Source organism: Halomonas halmophila, from assembly GCF_006540005.1.
GTDB classification, from domain to species: Bacteria; Pseudomonadota; Gammaproteobacteria; order Pseudomonadales; family Halomonadaceae; genus Halomonas; species Halomonas halmophila.
The window spans coordinates 21458-39405 of sequence record NZ_BJOC01000026.1 but is presented as its reverse complement, the minus strand read 5'-3'; the positions used below and the strand labels follow the sequence as shown (position 1 = coordinate 39405).

Genomic DNA, 17948 nt, shown 5'->3' with positions numbered 1-17948 from the left:
GCCGCGCCGCCCGAAAGGGCGGCGCTTCTCGTTTCGGCAGAGCAAACGGGCTTCAGGTCGCCAGGCGGCGCTGCCCCACTCGCTGGCAGGCAAACTGCCAGGCCACACGGCCACTGCGTCCGCCACGCAGGGTGGCATAGCGAATGGCTTCGCTGCGTGCCTGTTCGTCCCAGTCGGTGCACTCGCCCAGCCAGGTGACCCAGTGCTCGCAGGCCTCCAGGTAGGTGGCCTGGTCGAAGGGTCGAAAGCTCAGCCACAGGCCGAAGCGGTCCGACAGTGAGATCTTCTCTTCCACGGCATCGCCGTGATGCAGTTCCTCCCCGACCAGGCGCGAACTGTCATTGTCGCTCATCGATTCCGGCAGCAGATGACGCCGATTGGACGTGGCATACAGCAGTACATTCTCCGGCGGCCCGGTGAGGGCGCCATCCAGCACGCTCTTGAGGGCCTTGTAGGCATCATCCTGGCCCTCGAAGGAAAGGTCATCGCAATACACCACAAAGCGCTGGGACTCATGGCGCAGCTGCTCGACCAGCACGGGTAACGCGGCCAGATCATGACGATCGACCTGCACCAGGCGCAGTCCCTCGGCGGCCAGATCATTGAGCAGGGCCCGCACCAGCGACGACTTGCCGCCGCCGCGGGCGCCCCACAGCAGGGCATGATTGGCCGGGAAGCCATGCAGGAAGGCACGCGTATTGTCGACCAGCGCCTGTTTCTGGCGCTCGATCCCCAGCAGGTCGTCCAGCTGCAGACCATCACGGGGCGGCACCGGTGTGAGGCTGCCGCCCAGCGGGTGCCGCTGCCACAGCGCCGCCACATCACGCTTCCAGTCGACCTTCACTGGAACCGGCGGCAGCCAGGGCTCCACCCGCTCCAGCACGCCCAGCAGGCGACGGGCCAGTTCATCATCCATCGAAGCATTCTCCTTCCTGTCATCAAGGCGGTAGAATGTCATGATGCCATAGCCCCGCCTTGACCCACACGGCAGGCGCGGTACCTTGTCTGAACCATCACGGACCAGGCCCCATCCAAGGAGGACCCCATGCGCTGGATGCAGTGTCTCGCCATCGGCGCGCTAAGCGTTGCCATTGCCGCCTGCTCGACATCGCCGACCGGACGCTCGCAGTTGACGTTGATGTCCGAGTCCAAGCTCGACCAGATGGGCGCCAAGGCGTTCAACAAGTATCAGCAGGAACTGCCCACGGTCGGCGGAGCGCCGTTGCGCCGGGTGCAATGCATCACCAATGCCATCGTCGGGGTCTTGCCGCCCGAGCAGCGCCAGGAGAACTGGGAGGTCCGTGTCTTCAAGGATGATGCGGCCAACGCCTTCGCCCTGCCCGGCGGTTATGTGGGCGTGAACACCGGCCTGCTGGAGCTGGCCGACAACTCGAATCAGGTGGCCTCGGTGATCGGCCACGAGGTGGCTCATGTCATGGCCCAGCACGCCAACGAACGGGCCTCGACCCAGAGTGCCACCCAGATCGGCCTGAGCGTTGCCGCTGTTGCGGCGGCAGCGGCCGGTATCGAGGGACCGACCCATGACATGACCATGCAGGCACTGGGCCTGGGCGCACAGTATGGCGTGCAGTTGCCCTTCTCGCGCAGCCACGAGAGCGAAGCCGACGAAATCGGCCTCGACCTGATGGCCAGCGCCGGCTTCGACCCCCGTGCCAGCGTCCAGCTGTGGCGCAACATGAGCCAGGCCGGCGGCGGCCAGCCACCCGAGTGGATGTCCACCCACCCCAGCCACGACAGCCGCATCAACGACCTCCAGGCGAGCATGAGCCAGGCCATGGACACCTATCGGCAGGCCCGCCAGTCGGGCCACACGCCCGACTGCTGATACCCCTGCGCCGGGTGGCTCACAGCTCGCGGCGCAGGCGCTCGAGCACCGGCGTGACCTCGGGGCGCCGGCCACGCCACAGCGCGAAGGACTCGGCGGCCTGGCCGACCAGCATGCCCAGGCCGTCGATCCCCCTGGCACCGCGTTCGCCGGCCCAGCGCAGGAAGACCGTCGGTTCGGCGCCGTACATCATGTCGTAGGCGACGCCGCCCGCGGCGAAGAGGTCATCCGGCAGCGGCGGCAGATCACCGGCCAGGCTGGCACTGGTGCCATTGATCACCAGATCGAAGGGACCGCGCACGGTGTCGTAGCCACCTCCAGTCACCGCTCCGAGATCGGCGAAGTCCGCGGCCAGGGCCTCGGCCCTGGCGGCCGTGCGATTGGCGATGAACAGGCTGGCCGGCCCGGCTTCCAGCAGGGGTTCCAGCACGCCGCGCACCGCACCCCCGGCCCCCAGCACCAGCACCCGCTTGCCGGCAATCGCCGCGTCGTGGCGATGCAGATCACCGACCAGCCCCAGGCCATCGGTGGTATCGCCGTGGGTCTCGCCGCTGGCGCCGAGGCTCAGGGTATTCACCGCCCCGGCGCGGCGCGCGCGTTCGCTCAGGGTGTCGCAGAGCCGATGGGCGCTTTCCTTGAAGGGCACGGTGACATTGGCCCCGCGACCGCCCTCGGCGATGAAGGCGCGCCAGGCGCCGGCGAAGTCATCGAGGGGGGCTTCGATGGCCGTGTACTCGAGCGCTTCACCGGTCTGGGCGGCAAAGGCAGCGTGAATCACCGGCGACTTCGAATGGCCGATCGGATGGCCGAAAACACAGTAACGGTCGTTCATTGCCCGGGCTCCTCTTGGCTCAACCAGTCATGTGGCTGCAGGTAATCAGCGAGTGCCGCCTCTGGGCTGCCGGATTCGGGCGTCCAGCCGTACTCCCAGCGCGCCAGCGGCGGCATCGACATCAGAATCGACTCGGTGCGCCCGCCACTCTGCAGGCCGAACAGGGTGCCGCGGTCCCAGACCAGGTTGAACTCCACGTAGCGGCCACGCCGGTAAAGCTGGAAATCGCGCTCCCGCTCGCCCCAGTCCTGCCCCCGGCGACGCCGCACGATGGGCAGATAGGCCTCGAGAAAGCTGTCGCCTACCGCCTGCTGAAAGGCAAAGCAACGTTCGAAGCCGCCCTCGTTGAGGTCATCGAAGAAGAGCCCGCCCACACCGCGCCGCTCGTCGCGATGCTTGAGCGTGAAGTAGTCATCGCACCAGGCCTTGTAGCGCGGATAGACCTCCTCGCCGAAGGGCGCACAGGCGTCGCGTGCCACCCGGTGCCAGTGGCGTACATCCTCGAGCACCGGATAGAAGGGCGTCAGGTCATAGCCGCCGCCGAACCACCAGACCGGCGCCTCGCCGTCCTTCTCGGCGATCAGGAAGCGCACATTGCCGTGACTGGTGGGGACATGCGGGTTTTCGGGGTGCAGCACCCAGGAGACGCCCACGGCGTGAAAACTGCGCCCCGCCAGCTGGGGGCGGGCCGCCGACGCCGCGGCCGGCAGCGAGGCGCCGTAGACATGCGAGAAATTGACGCCGCCCTTCTCGAAGAGCGCCCCGTTCTCGATGACCCGCGAGCGGCCACCGCCGCCTTCTTCACGCTCCCAGGTATCCTCGCGAAAGTCCGCCTGGCCGTCTTCCGCGGCCAGGGCCTCGCACAGGCGGTCCTGAAGGTCGAGCAAGTACGTCTTGACGTCATGGAGATACGCTTGGGCCACAGAGCCTCCTCGCTGAGCGGAAGATAGGATAACGGATGCTGACGCCACCATGGGCGGCTCCGCGCTGGACAAGCCTCAGGCCCGCAGCACCTGGCCGGTGGTCAGGTCGCGTATGGTGCTGGGGCGGGCATGACCGCCCAGGGTGCCGGGCAAGACGCCGTCCAGCTCGTGGCCGAACAGGCGTTGCACTGCCTCGACACTCATGGCCGCGTCTTCCCCGGCGCGATTGGCCGAGGTGGACACCAGGGGCCCACCGAAGGCCCGGCACAGGGCCTGGACGCCGGGATGATCACTGATTCTCAGGGCAACCCTGGCATGCGTTCCGCGGACCAGCGCATGGGCACGCCCGTTGTCCGGCACCAGCCAGGTCGTCGGTTGCGGCTGCGGCGCCGCCAGGGGAAACCGCAGCGCCGGCGCCAGGCCTTCCAGCCAGGGCTCGCACTGCTCGAGGTCGGCGGCCACCAGAATCACGCCCTTGGCCGGGTCGCGCCGCTTGATATCCAGCAGGCGCTGCAGGGCCGGGGCATCATCCGGGTCGCAGCCCAGGCCCCAGACGGCTTCAGTGGGATAGGCGATCACGCCGCCTTCGCGCAGGACATCCACGACGGCATCAAGAGAACGGGCCTGAGGCATGACGGTGCATCCGATTGAGCGGGTCGGTACATGAAATTTCAACCAGCCCCTATTCTACCATGCCCCAGACCGGCTCGGCAGGCGGACCCAGCCGCCCGAGGCCTGGGCCGCCTGCCCCTCGAGCTCCAGCATCAACAGCCGCCGCTGACACTCGGCCACCGCCAGCCCGCTCAGTTCGACCAGCACATCCACCGGCGTGGGGCTGTCACTCAACCAGCCCAGCAACGGATCGCTGTGCGCTGCGTCATCCTCGGCGCGAGGCATTGGCACGGGTACGGCACTCCACCCCACCAGTTCGGCCAGCAGATCATCCAGGTCACGGACCAGGGCGGCGCCCTCACGTATCAGGTGCAGGCAGCCGCGTGCCTGAGGATTGTGAATCGAGCCGGGCAGCGCCAGCACCTCACGCCCTTGCTCCGCCGCCAGTCGAGCACTGACCAACGAGCCACTGCGCTCGGCGGCCTCGACCACCAGAACACCACGCGACAGGCCGGTAATGAGGCGATTGCGGCGTGGAAAGAAGCCGGCCCGAGCACGAGTCCCCGGCGGGTGCTCGGACAGCAACAGCCCACCGCGTTCACGCAGCTCGTCCTGCAGGTGGCGATGACGCGCCGGATAGATGACATCCACGCCACACCCCAGCACCGCGATACTCTGCCCGCCGGCATCCAGCGCCGCCTGCTGGGCGATACCGTCGATGCCCAACGCCATGCCGCTGACCACGCACCAGCCGTGCTCGGCCAGCTGACGCGCAAAGCCCGCCGCGTTGCCACGGCCCTCGCGGGTGGGGCGACGGGTGCCGACCATCGCCAGTCGCGGCCCCTCCAACGCCGTGGGATCACCCATGGCCCAGAGCACAGGCGGCGGGTCGGCGATCTGCTCCAGGGCCTCGGGCCAGGCCGGGTGCCCCGGGTGCAGCAGGTCACGATCGGCGGATGTCGCCAGCCACTCGGCGGCGACCTCGATGCGCTCGGCGAGCGGGCTCTTGGCCGGATGCTCGAGCCACAGGCGCAGTGCCTGGGCGGCGGGGTGCGGCAGGGCCGCCAGCCAACCATCCGGCCATGCCGGCTGCTCGGCCACCAGGGCGGCCAGGCGTGACGCGCCCACGCCCGGCAACAGGGACAGGGCCAGCCACTCCATGGCGTTGCGTTGCATGGGCGAATCTCCTTGCCCGTCGCGGCAGCGCTCCCGGGGAGCACGCCGAAATGCTATACTCGAAGGTCATCAAGCTGATCGGGCCGAAGCGGTTTTCTGCCCCGCCCTTCGCCCCTAGAATAGACCCGGATTTCGAATCTCCGCACAACGGTGACCCTACGCCATGGCCAAACTCCCCATTCTCGAATACCCCGATGAACGCCTGCGCACCGAGGCTGCCCCGGTCGAGACGGTCGACGACGGCGTTCGCCAGCTGGTCGACGACATGCTCGAGACCATGTACGACGCCAGTGGCATCGGCCTGGCCGCCACCCAGGTGGACGTGCACCGCCAGGTGATCGTCATGGATGTCAGTGAAGGCCGCAACGAGCCCCGGGTGCTCATCAATCCCCGCTACACGCCGCTCGGCGAGGCCCGCGAGCCGTTGCAGGAAGGCTGCCTGTCGATCCCCGACTATTACGCCGAAGTACCGCGAGCCCTGAAGGTGCACCTCGAGGCGCTGGACCGTGACGGTCAGCCCTATGAGCTGGAAGCCGAGGGCCTGCTGGCCCACTGCATCCAGCATGAATACGATCACCTGCTCGGCGTGCTGTTCGTCGATTACCTGTCGCCGCTCAAGCGCGATCGTGTCATGAAGAAGATGCAGAAGCGTCACAAGCTCGCCCAGGACGCCTGAACAGCCCACGACTCGCCGGCCACTGACGCACCGGCCGAGCGCATTCCGTCGAGAGCAGGCCGATGCCGTTGAGGGCTTCGGCCTTCTTTCTGGATACCCTGCTCCGTTATCATCGACGACATCCATTTCGGCAAGGCTCCCCGACATGTCCCAACCGCTGCGCGTCATCTTTGCTGGCACGCCCGACTTCGCTGCCGCCAGCCTGCAAGCGCTCCTCGAAAGCCGCCACCAGGTGGTGGGTGTCTACACCCAGCCGGACCGGGCCGCCGGTCGCGGGCGCAAGCTGACGGCAAGCCCCGTCAAACAGCTGGCCGAGTCCCATGATCTACCGGTCCATCAACCGGCATCGCTGCGCACGCCCGAGGCCCGGGCCGAACTGGCCAGCCTCGAGGCCGATGTGATGGTGGTCGTCGCCTATGGCCTGATACTGCCGCGCGCGATACTCGACACGCCACGCCTGGGCTGCCTGAATGTACACGCCTCGCTGCTGCCGCGCTGGCGCGGGGCCGCGCCCATCCAGCGCGCCATCGAGGCCGGCGACACGCAAAGCGGCGTGACCCTGATGCAGATGGACGCCGGCCTGGACACCGGCGACATGCTGCTGACGCGGCGCACGCCGATCACCGCGGCCACGACCGGGGGCTCCCTGCACGACAGCCTGGCGGCGCTGGGCGGCGAGGCGCTCATCGAGACCCTCGACCGCCTGGTGGAACCCGGCATCACCCCGACCCCGCAGCCCGAAGCAGGCGTCACCTACGCCGCCAAGCTCAGCAAGGCCGAAGCCGAGCTGAACTTCGATGCCCCGGCGACATCGCTGGCCGCGCGGGTTCGTGCCTTCAACCCCTGGCCCGTGGCCTGGTGTCAGCTCGGCGATGAGCGCCTGCGGTTGTGGCTGGCCGAGCCGGGCACACTGGCCGCGCACGAAAGCGACGTCGCCCCCGGCACCCTGCTCAAGCCTGACCAGGATGCCCTGCGCATCGCCTGCCGCGACAGTGCGCTGCGCGTGACCCGCGCCCAACTGCCCGGCGGCAAGCCCCTGAGCGCCGCCGAACTGATGCGCGCCCGGGCAGAGCGATTTACCGTCGGCACCCTACTCGGCACACCTCACCGGGAGACACCCGCATGAGCCAGCAACGTCACTCCACGCCGCGCAGCAAGTCGCTGGACAATGGCCTGGCGGTTCGGGCCGCCGCCGCTCGCGCGCTGGCCCCGGTCATCACCGGCAAGAAATCGCTCAACGACCTCGACGACCATCAGGTCATCGCCCGTGACCGCAGCCTGTTCAAGGAACTCTGCTTCGGCACCTGCCGCACCCTGCCACGCCTCGAGGCCCTGACCGGCCAGTTGCTGGAGAAACCCTTCAAGACGCGGGATGCCGATGTGCAGGCCCTGCTGCTGGTCGGCATCTACCAGCTGCTCTACCTGCGCGTGCCGGCCCACGCCGCCGTGGGCGAGACCGCCGGGGCCGCACGCCTGCTCGGCAAGACCTGGGCCACGCGGGTGCTCAACGGCTGCCTGCGACGCCTGCAGCGCGACAGCGCCGCCCTGCAGGCCGAGGTCGACAAGGACCCCGCCGTGGCACTGCTGCACCCGCGTTGGTGGGTCAAGTCACTGCGCCAGGCCTGGCCGGAAGACTGGAAGCGGATCTGCGAGGCCAACAACCAGCCGGGGCCCATGACCCTGCGCGTCAACCGCCGCTTCGGCGACCGCGAAATGTACCTGGAGCGTCTTGATTCGCCGGCCCGGCTCTGCCCGCATGCCCCAGACGGCCTGACCCTGGAAACACCCTGCGAGGTGACCGAGCTGCCCGGCTTTCGTGATGGGCATGTCAGTGTCCAGGATGAGTCCGCCCAGCTGGCCGCGGTACTGCTGGGCCCTGTCATTGCCCCGCGCCCCGGCGCCCGGGTGCTGGACGCCTGCTGCGCGCCCGGCGGCAAGGCCTCGCACCTGCTAGAGCTCTTCGACATCGAGATGCAGGCCATCGACAGCGACGATGTCCGCCTGGCCCGCGTCGAGGACACCCTGTCGCGGCTCGGGCTGGATGCCGAACTGGTGCACGGCGACGCCACCGCCCAGGACTGGTGGGACGGCACGCCCTTCGATGCCATCCTGCTGGATGCACCCTGCTCGGGCAGCGGCGTGATTCGTCGTCATCCGGATATCAAGCGACTGCGCCGACCCTCGGATACCGCCAAGCTGGCCGAGCTGCAGTCCCGCCTGCTGGACAACCTCTGGCCCCTGCTGGCCAAGGGCGGCACCCTGCTCTACGCTACCTGTTCGGTATTGCCGGAAGAGAACACCGAGCAGCTGCAGGCCTTCCTGGCGCGCACCCCGGATGCCGAGGTCACCACGCCGGACGGCCTGGCCTGGGGCCAGCCGGCCGGCGCCGGACGCCAGTTGCTGCCGAGCATCGACAGCCACGACGGCTTCTTCTATGCCAGACTGAAGAAGACGGCCGCCTGAGGGCGGCCCATCGACCTCGCTCCGTCACTCAAGGATCGTCACCATGCAGCACACCTACAAGCACATCGAGCTGACCGGCTCATCGGAAAAGAGCATCGAGGATGCCGTGCAGGGCGCCCTGAGCAAGGCCTCGGAAAGCCTTCACGGCATGCGCTGGTTCGAGGTCCTCGATACCCGCGGGCATATCGAGGACGGGCGTGTGGCCCACTGGCAGGTGACCATCAAGGTCGGCTTCACCCTCGACTGACCCCGGTGTCTGTCTTTCCTCGCGCGACTGGTTTAGGCTTTTCGCCACTCATACCGGCGACATGACAGGTGTCGCCTCTTTCTTGCGGACTGTGACACGCGATGAAGATCATCATCCTCGGTGCCGGCCAGGTCGGTGGCACCCTGGCCGAACACCTGGCCCGTGAAGAGAACGACATCACGGTGGTGGATACCGACGGCGACCGCCTGCGCGAACTGCATACCCGGCTGGATATCCGCACCGTGGCCGGCGCGGCCTCCTACCCCATGGTGCTGCGCCAGGCGGGCTGTGAAGACGCCGACATGCTGATCGCGGTGACCAACACCGACGAAGTCAACATGATTGCCTGTCAGGTCGCCCATACCCTGTACCGCACCCCCACCAAGATCGCCCGGGTGCGCGCCACCGCCTACCTGACGCGCAAGGGCCTGTTCGCCCACGAAGCCGTGCCCATCGATGTCCTGATCAGTCCCGAACAGGTGGTCACCGACCATATCCGTCGCCTGATCGAACATCCCGGCGCCCTCCAGGTACTGGAATTTGCCTCGGGGCTGGTACAGCTGGTGGCGGTCAAGGCCTACTATGGCGGCCCGCTGGTGGGTCAGGAACTGGGCTTTCTGCGCCGCCACATGCCCAGCGTGGACACCCGGGTAGCCGCCATCTATCGGCGCAACCGGCCGATCATTCCGCGTGGCGACACCGTCATCGAGGCCGACGACGAGGTCTTCTTCATTGCTGCGCGGCGCGATATCCGCGCCGTGATGAGCGAACTGCGCCGGCTCGAGCGTGACTTCAAGCGTATTGTCATCGTCGGCGGTGGCAACATCGGTGAACGGCTCGCCGAGCACCTGGAACACAGTCATCAGGTCAAGATCGTCGAGCGCAGCCTGGAACGTTGCACCCAGCTCTCCGAGCGGCTCGACAGAACCGTGGTGTTGCACGGCAGTGCGACCAGCAAGCGCCTCCTCGAGGAAGAGAACATCGAGGATTGCGATATCTTCTGTGCCCTGACCAACGACGACGAGGTCAATATCATGTCGTCGATGCTGGCCAAGCGCATGGGCGCCAAGAAGGTGCTGACCCTGATCAACAATGCCGCCTACGTGGACCTGGTGCAGGGCGGCGAGATCGACATCGCGATCTCCCCCCAACAGGCCACCATCGGCAGCCTGCTGACCCATGTGCGTCGCGGCGATATCGTCAATGTGCACTCGCTGCGCCGCGGGGCCGCCGAAGCCATCGAGGCCATCGCCCATGGTGACACCCAGTCCTCCAAGGTGGTGGGCAAGACCATCGCCGACATCGACCTGCCGAGCGGCACTACCATCGGCGCGATCGTGCGCGGCAAGGAGGTCCTCATCGCCCATGATGACGTGGTCGTGGAGTCCGGCGACCACGTCATCCTGTTCGTCATCGACAAGCGCCGCATTCGCGATGTCGAGCGGCTCTTCCAGGTGGGGCTGACCTTCTTCTGATGGAGTGGATCATGTCGACAGGGACGACGAGGAGGATCCTGCCATGAGTCTGCGCATGATCCTGCGCATCCTGGGCCTGCTGCTGATGATGTTCAGCCTGACCATGGTGCCACCCATCCTGATCTCGCTGCTGTTCGCCGATGGCATGTGGGAGGCCTTCAGCATCGCACTGGGCATCACGGTGGGGACTGGCGCCGTGATGTACCTGCCCAACCGCCACGCCCGCAAGGAGCTGCGGACGCGCGACGGCTTCCTGATCGCCGCGCTGTTCTGGAGCGTACTGGGGCTGTTCGGCTCCCTGCCGTTGATGCTGACCGGCGCCACGGCACTGTCGCCCACCGATGCCGTCTTCGAATCCTTTTCCGGGCTGACGACCACCGGCGCCACGGTGATCACCGGCATCGACATGCTGCCCAAGGCCGTCCTCTACTACCGCCAGCAGCTGCAGTGGCTGGGCGGCATGGGGATCGTGGTGCTGGCGGTGGCGATCCTGCCGACCCTGGGCGTCGGCGGTATGGCGCTGTACCGCACCGAGATCCCCGGCCCCCTCAAGGATTCCAAGCTGACACCGCGCATCACCGAGACGGCCAAGGCGCTGTGGTATATCTATGCCACCCTGACGATCACCTGCATGCTGGCCTACATGGCTGCCGGCATGGACTGGTTCGATGCGCTGGGGCACAGCTTCTCGACAGTGGCCATCGGCGGCTTCTCGACCCATGACGCCAGTATCGGCTATTTCGATAGTGCGCTGATCGAGATGATCTGCGCCGGCTTCCTGTTGATCTCGGCGTTCAGTTTCAGCCTGCACTTCGTGGCCTGGCGGGAGCGTAGTGTGATGCACTATTTTCAGGATCCGGAAGCCCGCTTCCTGATGATTTTTCTGGCCATACTGACCCTCATCACGACCGTCTCGCTATGGCTCACCAGCGACTACGAAACCGCCGAGGGCCTGCGCCACGCCTTCTTCGAAGTGGTTTCCGTGGCGACCACCTCGGGTTTTTCGGTAGCCGATTTCTCCACCTGGCCGGGCGCCTTGCCCTTCCTGCTCTTCATGGCGGCTTTCGTTGGCGGCTGCTCCGGCTCCACGGGGGGCGGCATGAAGGTGATCCGCATCATCCTGATCATCAAGCAGGGCATGCGCGAGATCATGCGCCTGATCCACCCGAGCGCGGTGATCACCGTCAAGGTCGGCAAGGTCAGCGTACCGGAGGGCATCGCCCAGGCTGTCTGGGGCTTCTTCTCGGCCTATGTGATGTTGTTCTTCCTGATGCTGGTCGGCGTCATGGCCACCGGGGTCGACCAGGTCACCGCCTGGTCAACGGTGGGCTCCGCGATCAACAACCTGGGGCCGGCCCTGGGCGAAGCCTCGGCACACTATGGCGACCTGCCCAGCCTGGCCAAGTGGATCCTGGTGATGGCCATGCTGCTCGGGCGCCTGGAAATCTTTACCGTGATGGTACTCTTCACCCCGGCTTTCTGGCGCAAGTAAGCGCTGGCGACGAGTGCCGCGGCGGGTTTGCCCGCCGACGACACTCGTGGATAATCAACTCTCTCATCTCTTCAAGGCTCATGCGTCCATGACCGATACTCAGGACTGCACTCTCGACGAACCGACGGCCGACGCTGTCGGCCCACGCCGTACCCTGCAGGTTGGCGCGACGCGCTACACCCTGCTGGGCACTGCCCACGTCTCGGCCAGCAGCGCCGCGGAAGTGCGCAACATGATCGCCTCCGGCGACTTCGATGCGGTGGCCATCGAGCTGTGCGACTCGCGTCACCAGAACCTTGCCAACCCCGATGCCCTGGGCGAGCAGGACCTGTTCCAGATCTTTCGTCAGGGCAAGGCCGGCATGGTCGCCGCCAGCCTCGCGCTGGGTGCCTTCCAGCAACGTGTCGCCGAGCAGTCCGGCATCGAGCCCGGCGCCGAGATGCGTGCTGCCGTCGAGGGCGTGCGCAAGCACAAACTGCCGCTGGCGCTGATTGATCGCGACATCGGCATTACCCTCAAGCGCATCTATCACAACGTGCCCTGGTGGCAACGGTTCTCGTTGTTTTCGGGCCTGCTGGGCGGTGTTCTGTCGCGCCAGAAGGTGTCTTCGGAAGACATCGAACGCCTCAAGGAAGGCGATGTACTGGAATCGACCTTCCGCGAGTTCGCGGCCCAGTCCGAGGCACTGTATACCCCGCTGATCAGCGAGCGCGACCGCTACATGGCCCTGCGCCTGGCCGAACATTGCCCGCCCGGCCAGTACCGTCATGTGCTGGTGGTGATCGGTGCCGGCCATCTCGGAGGCATGGCCGAGCATCTCGAGGCGCCGCTGCCCGAGGCCCCCGCCGAAGAGCGTCGGCAGCTCGAGGTGACGCCGCCTCGTTCGAAGACCTGGAGGGCCTTGCCCTGGCTGATCACCGCCCTGGTGCTGACCGGCTTCGCCATCGGCTTTTCGCGCAACACACAGCTGGGCTGGGAGCTGGTCGGTGAGTGGTTCCTGATCAACGGCGTACTCTCGGGGGCGGCCACCATCGTCGCCCTGGCCCATCCGTTGACGGTACTCGCCACCCTGTGCGCCGCGCCGCTGACCTCCCTGAACCCGACCATCGGGGCCGGGTTCGTCGCGGCAGGGGTCGAGCTGGCCCTGCGCAAGCCCAAGGTGCGTGACTTCTCCACCCTGCGCCATGACGTGACCCACTGGAAAGGCTGGTGGCGCAACCGCGTGGCCCGCACCCTGCTGGTGTTTCTCACCGCTACCCTGGGCTCGGCCGCCGGCACCTGGGTGGCAGGGCTGCGAATCGCCGGCAAGCTCTTCGGTTAGGGAAGCGCTGATTTGTGTCGCGAGCGATGATAGGTTGGCTGCCGCCGGAACGGAGGAACCGGAGTTTACGCGATGCTAAATGAGGGTGCCGACCGGGCTCGCGCACGAGTACCGCCGGCAGCCAAGATATCGAGCGCAGCAATAAATCAGTGTTATCCCTGGCGTGCCGCCAGCAGCCGCTGCATGGCCGGCGAAGTCTCGGTCAGCTTGATGTAGCGACGACTGGCGGCATAGCTTTCATTGAAGACCTCGAAGTAGTCATCGAGATAGTCCGCGGCCTGCTCCTCGCCGGCCTGGCGCAGCAGCTCGGCGGCCACTTCGGCGGTACTCAGGTGGTCCGCGGAGGCCGACTTGCGCAACCGGTAGCGCGTCTGACGTTCGGTGACCAGCGGCAACACCGGCAGCCGGGCCAGGTAGTCACTGCGGCGAAATATCTTGCGCGCCTGGCGCCAGGTGCCATCCAGCAGGATCAGCACCGGGATCCGCCCGGCCTCGCGCCGCTCGGCCACCCGCTCGACGTCGACAACGCGTTCGGCATAGCCCGGCTGATCATCGGGAAAGACCACGAAGGGGGCATAGCGCGGGTCATCGAGCAGCGCCAGCAGTTCCGTGTCGGGCAGCGTGCGATACCAGGTGAAGACCCGCGTGTCCGGCAGCACATCGCGAATCAAACGACCGGTGTTGGTCGGCTTGTACTGCTCCAGCGGATGTGTCAGCAGCCATACCTGAATGCCGCATGAGGCGCGCACTCGGTAGGGGCACAGGCAGTTCAGTGCCGGCAGGTTGCAGGCTTCGCAACGCACCACGGTACTGCCCCGCGCCTTGAATTCGCGGCGCGGCGGCGACTCGCCGGGGTGGTCGGTGTCAGTATCGGCTGGGTCGCCTGGCGACCGCGGATCGTCTCGCATGCATCACGGGAGAGTCGCTGGAAGGGTGGCGGATTCTACCACGCTCGGCGCGACAGCCCGAAGGAAACGCTGAATCAATAGCCGAGCATAGTGAAGCGCAAGGCGCACGGACCACAGAAAGCGAGACATAACAGATAGTTAGGCGAGCTTTCGAGCACCGCGCAACGCAGCGATTTGCATGCGCAGGCATTTAAGCAGTGTTTCCCGAAGCTCAGAGCACCTCGCCGGGCAGCACCAGGCGTCGCTGACGCCGCCAGTGTTCGACCAGCCGCGGTACGCCTTCGCCGGCGGAAAGTGCCAGGCCATTCACCCCGGTCGTGATCAGTTCATCGGCCTGGGGATCGACCAGCACGCGCGGCGCCGCCATGGGTGCCGCGTCGATCAGCGAGGCCGCCGGCATGACCGCCATCGAGGTACCCACCACCAGCAGCAGATCCGCCTCGGCCACCAGCTCGAGGGCATCCCCGAAGCGCGGCACCGCCTCGCCGAACCACACCACATCGGGACGCAGCTGGCTGCCCAGGTCGCAAAGATCTCCCATCTCGATGCCACCCTGCGGCAGGGGGTAACGCAGATCCGCCTTCACCGAGGAGCGCGCCTTGAGCACTTCGCCATGCAGGTGAACGACATGACGCGACCCGGCCCGTTCGTGAAGGTCATCGATATTCTGGGTCACGATGCTGACCGTGAAGCCATCGGCTTCCAGCTCGGCCAGCGCCTGGTGGGCGGCATTGGGCCGGGCACTACGCACCTGATCGCGCCGCGCATTATAGAAGCGCAGCACGCGCTCGGGGTCGCGGGCCCAGCCCTCGGGCGTCGCCACCTCCTCGATGGGATGGTCGGCCCACAGGCCATCGGCCGCGCGAAAGGTCTGGATGCCGCTTTCGGCGCTCATGCCGGCACCGGTCAGCACCACCAGATGGGGGCTGGAAGACGGGTTCGCCACGTCACGCTCCTTGCCGTCTGTGGAAATTCGCCATGGCCCTGCCGGCTCGGGTCTCGACCAGGCCGTGCGCCGACAACCGCCGAGGGTGACATCCCGGCAAGCGCCAGCGACAATGGCGGCTTGTTTTTCGTCAGGCGCCATCATGACCGACGCATTGCCCATTCTCTACCACGATGAATATCTTGTCGCCGTGCACAAGCCGGCCGACATGCTGGTCCACCGCAGTGCCCTGGCACGCGGCGAGCGGCACTTCCTGGTGCAGACCCTGCGCGACCAGATCGGCCAGCACGTCTACCCGGTGCACCGCCTCGACCGCCCGACCTCGGGCCTGGTGGTGTTCGCCCTGGATAGCCGGACGGCCAGCACGCTGGGCGACGACTTCGCCGCGCATCGCGTCGGCAAGCGCTACCTGGCCGTGGTACGTGGCCATGGGCCGGAGCACGAATGCCTGGATTACGCCCTGCGCGACGAGGACGGGCGACGCCCCAAGGCCGAGATGCCGGCCCGTGCGGCCCGCACCGCGATCACGCGCCTGGACGACGTCGAGCTGCCGGTGCGTGTCGACCGCTATCCCAGTGCCCGTTACTCGCTCATGGAAGCGCGGCCTCTTACCGGGCGGCGTCACCAGATTCGACGCCATCTGTCGCGTCGGGGCTACCCGATCATCGGGGATGCCAAGCACGGCAAGAGCGTGCACAACCGCTTCTTCGCCGAGCAGCTCGACTGCCCCCGGCTCCTGCTGGCCGCCGTGGGGCTCGACTTCACGCACCCCGTCCATGGCCAGCCCATCCAGCTCGGTTGTGCCCTGGATGCCCGCATGACGTCCCTCTTCCAGCGCTTCGGCTGGTCGGGCCACCTCCCGGCCAACCAGCGTTACAACGCCCCGGCGACAACAGTGACGAGCCCTTCATGAACGAGCCTTCTTCCCCCGACACCGCCGCTCGGGATGCGGATCACGACCTGCGCTTCGGTGGCATTCGACGCCTTTACGGGGCGCACGCCGCGGAACATTTTCGCCAGGCTCACGTGGTGGTGGCCGGCGTGGGGGGCGTGGGCAGCTGGGCCGTCGAGGCGCTGGCGCGTTCCGGTATCGGCCGACTGACGCTGATCGACCTGGATGATGTCTGCGTGTCCAATGTCAATCGTCAGTTGCACGCCCTGGACGGCACCATCGGGCGCCCCAAGGTCGAGGTACTGGCCGAACGCTGTCGGGCCATTCAACCGGGTATCGAGGTGCATGCCGATAGCGCCTTCGTCACGCCCACCAACCTCGCCGAGCGGCTGCCTGCCGATGCCGATCATGTGATCGACGCCATCGATAGTGTAGTGGCCAAGGCCGCCATGATCGCCTGGTGCAAGCGGCGCAAGCTGCCGATCACTGTCACCGGGGCGGCCGGCGGCCAGACCGATCCGACACGCATCCGCACGGCGGACCTGACGCGTACCGAGCACGACCCACTGCTCGCCAAGGTGCGCGCCCGGCTGCGACGCGAGTACGGCTTCTCGCGAAACCCCAGGCGGCGATTCTCGGTGGAGTGCGTCTACTCCGACGAACAGCTCGTCTACCCCGGGGCCGACGGCGAGGTCTGCCACACCAAGCCCGGCGCGGACGAATCGACCCGTCTGGACTGCGCCTCGGGCTTCGGCGCCGCCACCTTCGTCACCGGCACCTTCGGCTTCATCGCCGTCAGCCGGACATTGGCACGCCTGGCCCGCCACAGCCAGACCGCACAGTGAACAAGGAGCCCGAAATGGAACCGCAGCACCCCACCCCCGGCATTTACCGGCATTACAAGGGCGCGCTCTACGAAGTCATCGGCGTGGCGCAGCACAGCGAAACCGAAGCATCCCTGGTGGCCTACCGCGCCCTGTACGGCGACTACGGCCTCTGGGTCCGCCCGCTGGCGATGTTCATGGAAACCGTGGAGGTGCAGGGCGAACCCCTGCCACGCTTCGCGCTGGAGAAGGCGTTTTAGGCAAGGAAGAAGAGGGAAGAGGGAAGAGGGAAGAGGGAAGAGGGAAGAGGGAAGAGAACCAGGCTAGACCCAGGGCCTCGGCCGCAAGGGTATCTTCTCTCTTCCAGGCGCGAAGCGCCGTTCCTACCTCTTCCAGCGGCGTCAGCCGCGCTCTTCCTACTTCTTTATTCCGCGGCCTGCATCTGCTGTTGCAGGTAGTTCTGGAGGCCGACCTTGTCGATCAGGCCGAGTTCCGTCTCCAGATGATCGATGTGTTCTTCCTCATCGGAGAGGATCTGGCGGAACAGGTCGCGGCTGGCGTAGTCCTGCACCTGCTCGCAATGCGCGATGGCGTTGATCAGATCGGTGTGCGCCTGCTTCTCGATCTTGAGGTCACACTCGAGCATTTCCTTGGTGTTCTCGCCGATCAGCAGCTTACCGTAGTCCTGCAGGTTGGGCAGGCCCTCGAGGAAGAGGATGCGCTCGATCAGGGTATCGGCGTGCTGCATTTCCTCGATGGATTCCTTGTACTCCCACTTGCCCAGGGCGTGCAGGCCCCAGTCCTGGTACATCTTGGCATGCAGGTAATACTGGTTGATGGCGACCAGCTCGTTGCCGAGCACGGTATTGAGGTACTGAATGACCTTGCTGTCACCTTTCATGACGTGTCCTCGCTTGCTGTCAGGGTCCTGAACACTGTGGCACGGGCTACACCGCCCTGCCAGGCGTAATCGACAGTCTAGACTACGTCACAAAAAAATCAATGAAATCAGATGCTTGCTAATGACAAAACAAACAATATCGATTGTCATCACACGGCATAGGCCAGCTCATCGACCGGCATGGTCAACATCTCCTGGACGGACTCGCGGGTGATGCTCTTGCCCAGGCAGGCACACTTGCCGCACTGGGTGCCGCAGCCCGTATCGCGCTGAACGTCACGCCAGCTGCGCGCTCCATCCTCCACGCTCTGGCGGATGGCCTTGTCACTGACACCCTTGCAAAGACACACGTACATGACATCACCTCGTGCTGACCACGAATCAAATGTAAATGATTCGCATAGACTATCGCAA

20 protein-coding genes are annotated in these 17948 nt (G+C 66.3%); 11 read left to right on the top strand and 9 right to left on the bottom strand.

Annotated elements, in window-relative coordinates:
- Nucleotides 1-52: 52 nt before the first annotated feature.
- Nucleotides 53-916 (bottom strand): ATP-binding protein, encoded by an 864-nt coding sequence (locus tag HHA01_RS10215; protein WP_141320358.1) that lies wholly within the window; start codon nt 914-916, stop codon nt 53-55.
- 129 nt (nt 917-1045) lie between these two features.
- Here HHA01_RS10215 and HHA01_RS10210 point away from each other — a divergent pair, with 129 nt between their 5' ends.
- Nucleotides 1046-1846 (top strand): M48 family metallopeptidase, encoded by an 801-nt coding sequence (locus HHA01_RS10210; RefSeq protein WP_141320356.1) that lies wholly within the window; start codon nt 1046-1048, stop codon nt 1844-1846.
- 19 nt (nt 1847-1865) lie between these two features.
- Here HHA01_RS10210 and aroE read toward each other — a convergent pair whose 3' ends face one another.
- The 4 genes from aroE to dprA form a co-directional block, all read right to left on the bottom strand.
- The gene (gene aroE / locus HHA01_RS10205) at nt 1866-2678 is read right to left on the bottom strand and encodes a shikimate dehydrogenase (protein WP_141320354.1); all 813 of its coding nucleotides are present in this window, start codon (nt 2676-2678) and stop codon (nt 1866-1868) included.
- Entirely contained in the window at nt 2675-3601 is a 927-nt protein-coding gene (gene hemF, locus HHA01_RS10200) for an oxygen-dependent coproporphyrinogen oxidase (protein WP_141320352.1), read from the bottom strand. Before hemF ends, aroE begins: the two co-directional genes overlap by 4 nt.
- 75 nt (nt 3602-3676) lie before the next feature.
- Nucleotides 3677-4234 carry an L-threonylcarbamoyladenylate synthase type 1 TsaC gene (gene tsaC / locus HHA01_RS10195; protein ID WP_141320350.1) on the bottom strand — a complete coding sequence of 186 codons (558 nt, stop codon included), beginning with the start codon at nt 4232-4234 and terminating at the stop codon, nt 3677-3679.
- A gap of 54 nt (nt 4235-4288) precedes the next feature.
- Nucleotides 4289-5389, bottom strand: a complete 1101-nt coding sequence (gene dprA, locus HHA01_RS10190) for a DNA-processing protein DprA (protein ID WP_141320348.1) — start codon at nt 5387-5389, stop codon at nt 4289-4291.
- 163 nt (nt 5390-5552) lie between these two features.
- Here dprA and def point away from each other — a divergent pair, with 163 nt between their 5' ends.
- The 7 genes from def (at nt 5553) to HHA01_RS10155 (ending at nt 13063) form a co-directional block, all read left to right on the top strand.
- Complete coding sequence (gene def / locus HHA01_RS10185; protein WP_141320346.1) at nt 5553-6065, top strand: peptide deformylase; 513 nt, start codon at nt 5553-5555, stop codon at nt 6063-6065.
- Between the two features lie 145 nt (nt 6066-6210).
- A complete protein-coding gene (gene fmt / locus HHA01_RS10180; RefSeq protein ID WP_141320344.1) occupies nt 6211-7191 on the top strand; it encodes a methionyl-tRNA formyltransferase in 981 nt (326 codons plus the stop codon).
- A complete protein-coding gene (gene rsmB, locus HHA01_RS10175) occupies nt 7188-8528 on the top strand; it encodes a 16S rRNA (cytosine(967)-C(5))-methyltransferase RsmB (protein WP_141320342.1) in 1341 nt (446 codons plus the stop codon). Before fmt ends, rsmB begins: the two co-directional genes overlap by 4 nt.
- A gap of 43 nt (nt 8529-8571) precedes the next feature.
- Nucleotides 8572-8775 (top strand): dodecin, encoded by a 204-nt coding sequence (locus tag HHA01_RS10170; protein WP_141320340.1) that lies wholly within the window; start codon nt 8572-8574, stop codon nt 8773-8775.
- Nucleotides 8776-8876: 101 nt separating this feature from the next.
- The gene (gene trkA / locus HHA01_RS10165; protein ID WP_141320339.1) at nt 8877-10250 is read left to right on the top strand and encodes a Trk system potassium transporter TrkA; all 1374 of its coding nucleotides are present in this window, start codon (nt 8877-8879) and stop codon (nt 10248-10250) included.
- A gap of 43 nt (nt 10251-10293) precedes the next feature.
- Entirely contained in the window at nt 10294-11742 is a 1449-nt protein-coding gene (locus tag HHA01_RS10160; RefSeq protein WP_141320337.1) for a TrkH family potassium uptake protein, read from the top strand.
- Between the two features lie 88 nt (nt 11743-11830).
- Entirely contained in the window at nt 11831-13063 is a 1233-nt protein-coding gene (locus HHA01_RS10155; RefSeq protein WP_141320335.1) for a TraB/GumN family protein, read from the top strand.
- Nucleotides 13064-13215: 152 nt separating this feature from the next.
- On the opposite strand, the gene HHA01_RS10150 is transcribed toward HHA01_RS10155, so the two are convergent.
- Nucleotides 13216-13971, bottom strand: coding sequence for a tRNA-uridine aminocarboxypropyltransferase (locus tag HHA01_RS10150; RefSeq protein WP_141320333.1), 756 nt, complete (start codon nt 13969-13971; stop codon nt 13216-13218).
- 211 nt (nt 13972-14182) lie between these two features.
- Nucleotides 14183-14866, bottom strand: coding sequence for an SIR2 family NAD-dependent protein deacylase (locus HHA01_RS10145; protein ID WP_141320360.1), 684 nt, complete (start codon nt 14864-14866; stop codon nt 14183-14185).
- Nucleotides 14867-15059: 193 nt separating this feature from the next.
- Here HHA01_RS10145 and HHA01_RS10140 point away from each other — a divergent pair, with 193 nt between their 5' ends.
- The 3 genes from HHA01_RS10140 to HHA01_RS10130 are packed head-to-tail and all read left to right on the top strand — an operon-like array spanning nt 15060 to nt 16893.
- Complete coding sequence (locus tag HHA01_RS10140; protein ID WP_141320331.1) at nt 15060-15830, top strand: pseudouridine synthase; 771 nt, start codon at nt 15060-15062, stop codon at nt 15828-15830.
- Nucleotides 15827-16654 (top strand): tRNA cyclic N6-threonylcarbamoyladenosine(37) synthase TcdA, encoded by an 828-nt coding sequence (tcdA, locus tag HHA01_RS10135; RefSeq protein WP_141320330.1) that lies wholly within the window; start codon nt 15827-15829, stop codon nt 16652-16654. Before HHA01_RS10140 ends, tcdA begins: the two co-directional genes overlap by 4 nt.
- A 14-nt stretch (nt 16655-16668) precedes the next feature.
- Nucleotides 16669-16893 (top strand): DUF1653 domain-containing protein, encoded by a 225-nt coding sequence (locus HHA01_RS10130; protein ID WP_141320328.1) that lies wholly within the window; start codon nt 16669-16671, stop codon nt 16891-16893.
- Nucleotides 16894-17057: 164 nt separating this feature from the next.
- Here HHA01_RS10130 and bfr read toward each other — a convergent pair whose 3' ends face one another.
- Nucleotides 17058-17534 (bottom strand): bacterioferritin, encoded by a 477-nt coding sequence (gene bfr, locus HHA01_RS10125; RefSeq protein ID WP_141320326.1) that lies wholly within the window; start codon nt 17532-17534, stop codon nt 17058-17060.
- Nucleotides 17535-17683: 149 nt separating this feature from the next.
- Nucleotides 17684-17890 carry a (2Fe-2S)-binding protein gene (locus tag HHA01_RS10120; RefSeq protein ID WP_141320324.1) on the bottom strand — a complete coding sequence of 69 codons (207 nt, stop codon included), beginning with the start codon at nt 17888-17890 and terminating at the stop codon, nt 17684-17686.
- Nucleotides 17891-17948: the final 58 nt, after the last annotated feature.